We start from the raw sequence: 3,277 nt of genomic DNA on the forward strand, positions 1-3,277 counted from the left end.
AAAAGAAAAGATTATGGTTCTGCGCGCCAAGATGTCTTCTTGAATTTAACAGGCTTTATGAGGGAAGTAATTTCAACATGCGACTTGACGTTCCAAAACCATTGAAAGCAGGTAAATGGTGAAAATAAAAAAGGAGGGGAACATGAAAAAAATGTTAAGTATTGCACTTTGCCTCTTCATTCTTTCTGTATTCGCCAGAAATGCAGAAAGCAAAATAGCTTTTTCTTCCAACAGGGATGGGGATTATGAAATTTATATAATGAACAATGACGGAACCGGTTTAACAAAACTGACTAATAATGCAACAGATGATATATGGCCTGTTTTTTCTCCTAATGGAAGCAAGATTACTTTTACATCCAACGGAAATGGCAATTATGAAGTATATGTCATGAATAGCGACGGGACTAACCAGACAAGATTGACTTCTGATAGTGCAGAGGACTGGGCTTCTGATTGGTATGATAATCAGATTGCTTTTACTTCCAATAGAAGCGGGACTTATGAAGTATATACCATGAATAGTGATGGAAGTAATCAGGAAAGACTAACTTTTAATTGGCCATTTGAGGATGCAGATCCTAGTTGTTATGAAAACAAAATCGCCTTTACTTCCAATATTTCTGGCGGTCTTCCTCCAGATGAGGCAAGTTATAACATCCGTCTCCTAACTATACTTGATGACGAACATCAGGAAGAACGCAATTTAACAAATACTGGTGATAATGGTTATCCCAGATTCTCTCCTGACGGAACTAAAATCGCTTTTTCATCTAATGCCCATGGAGGTTCTTCAGAAATATACACTATGAATAGTAGTTATGGAGATGGCAAGACTCGATTAACTTATTTGAATGCATGCAGCCAAAGAGCTCACTGGTCTCCTGATGGTTTCCAGATAGCTTTTGAATCGGACAGCAGTGGAAATTCTGAGATTTACGTTATGAATTCAAATGGCAGTAATATGGTTAATTTAACCAACAATAGTGCAGAGGATATAACACCTGCCTGGTATGAAAATGTTTCTCCTGATGTGCCAGTAAATATTTCTCCTGCTGATGGAGTGAGTGGAACTTCCTTAACTCCAACATTACAAGCTTCAAGTTTCTTGGATCAGAATATCGGCAATACTCATCAGGCAAGTCAATGGCAGATAAGAACAGAAACTGGCACATATAGCAGCCCCTTGTGGAACAGTGGAATTGATACAACAAATAAAACAGCCATTACTGTGCCGTCTGGTAACTTAGATTACAATAATATTTACTATTGGCATGTGCGGTATCAAGACAATAATGATTCGTGGTCTGAGTGGTCAAATGAAACGTCATTCACAACAGAAGCAGAGCCTGATCCAAGTCCATATTGCGGTGATGGTACTTGTAACGGAACAGAAACCTGCTCTTCCTGTCCCGGAGATTGCGGAACATGCCCATCTCCTATTTGTGGCAATGGTGTTTGTGATGCAGGAGAAACCTGCTCCTCTTGCCCGGGAGATTGTGGTAGTTGTGGTGATGGTGGCGACGACAGTGGTAGCAGTGGTGGTGGTGGTAAAAGTGGTTGTTTCATTGCAACTGCCTGTTATGGCACGCCAATGGCATATGAAGTTAGAGTTTTAAGCAGATTTCGAGATGAATGCCTGCTCACTAATCCTGTCGGGAAAATCTTTGTGAATACTTATTATAAAATCTCTCCACCGATAGCTGACTTCATAAGACAACATCCTCTATTAAAAAATACAACGAGAAAATTCTTGAAACCTTTAATCTGGATGGCAAAAGAGAATCAGAAATAAAACTGTTAGTTGAAATCTCGGGGATATGGGATTGTTTTTATTTCCTGTATCCCCTTTTTTATCCCCATTAACATAGTTTGCTTACAAATAAGTTAAATGCTTTTTGCATTTCGCCTTAATGAAAGAGGTGAACTGGCTTTATGCGCCATGCGTAGTTATTATTCTAAAATATCTCATTATCACACCGAGAACTCCTATGCAGTTAAGGGGACTTACAAAAATTCCCGGAAATTATGCAAACCTAATCCTGAAAAAACTTCAGAAGCAAGAAATAGTTAAATGCCTTACTCCTGATGAAAAAATAGGAAAAGTGTTCTGCATAAATCCCATAAACAAGGACTTAGTCGAGAAAATCTTGAAACATGAGGGATATAATCTCAAAGCATATTCCCTGCCAGCATTAAACTGGAAAGCATACGGAAAATTAAACTGCAAAACCTGCAAGCAGATAAAAAAGATATTTCACACAGCAATCAGCTTAAGAAATCTCGGCATAGCTATAACACAGCAAAACCTCAAAAAGAAAATGAAAGATATTAACGGAATGATTGAGATTGACAGAAGCGATATTTACAGGGCATTAAGACAGTTAAGAAAATTAGAGCTTATGATTCCAATAAAGAAAAAACATAACTATCTCGAATATGAATTAACAGAAAATGCTCTTGCTCTGAATGAATTTATTAATTCCCATTAATATAATCTGCTTACAAACTTTTTAAGCCATCGCCTACTACTCTAAAGTAATGGAATATTCAATTTACAAACATAAATCAGTACAAAGCCCGATGGAAATCAGCTACTGGAACCAATCTCTTATAGAGCCATGCAATTTTTATAATACAGGTTTTTCAGAAACCCTCGAGAAAATAGTCTCAAAAGAAAATAATAAAACCCCTGACAATTTTCCTGACAGAATAATTTTAGACAAAAGCAAAACTACTAAAGCCACTATAAAAGCTCTTTTGAACGAAGTCCTCTTAAGAAAAAAGCTGAATTCAGAATTAACAAGCAGGATTGACTCTGACTTGTGCGACACCCATTCAAATCTTGAGCAAATACTAACTGTCACTGCAAGAGATTATGAGGGAAGTCTAACCTCAAACCTTAACAGGAGAAAAACACAGCTTGAATCACAGTCGATTGATCTTGAAAAAGAAAAAAGGCAGGAATACGTGACTTGCTGGCGTGACATGATGTTTCTGAAAAAATATCTGTTGTCTGCATTAAAGGATTACTGGAACGCGAACAGCAGCAAATCATTCCTGGACATTGAAAATGATAAACATAGAGGATATATGCAGGAAACTGAAGCCTATAATTGGAAATAAGGCTGATGAGTTATGGTATTCATGGCTTGCCTCTGACTGGAAAGAAAAGAAAGATCTTGAAGTCCAGATAGAGATGATTGCAGAGAAAGTTTTAAAGCACGGCCCTTTGCAGGAAAAAGTCATTCTTCTCCCCCCACCGACACAAGAGCAG

The 3,277-nt window shown here is 37.7% G+C and carries 4 protein-coding genes; all 4 read left to right on the top strand.

The annotated features are described in order from the left end of the window. Positions 1-142: 142 nt before the first annotated feature. Positions 143-1,795, top strand: coding sequence for a hypothetical protein (locus tag KKC91_09200; GenBank protein MBU0478728.1), 1,653 nt, complete (start codon positions 143-145; stop codon positions 1,793-1,795). A gap of 118 nt (positions 1,796-1,913) precedes the next feature. After that, complete coding sequence (locus tag KKC91_09205; protein MBU0478729.1) at positions 1,914-2,492, top strand: hypothetical protein; 579 nt, start codon at positions 1,914-1,916, stop codon at positions 2,490-2,492. A 91-nt stretch (positions 2,493-2,583) separates the two neighbouring features. Then, complete coding sequence (locus KKC91_09210; protein ID MBU0478730.1) at positions 2,584-3,126, top strand: hypothetical protein; 543 nt, start codon at positions 2,584-2,586, stop codon at positions 3,124-3,126. Then, on the top strand, positions 3,074-3,277 hold a 204-nt coding region (locus tag KKC91_09215), incomplete at its 3' end, for a hypothetical protein (protein MBU0478731.1). The genes KKC91_09210 and KKC91_09215, both read left to right, overlap by 53 nt.

It is taken from the genome of bacterium (assembly GCA_018812485.1).
In the GTDB taxonomy this organism is placed as follows: domain Bacteria; phylum JAHJDO01; class JAHJDO01; order JAHJDO01; family JAHJDO01; genus JAHJDO01.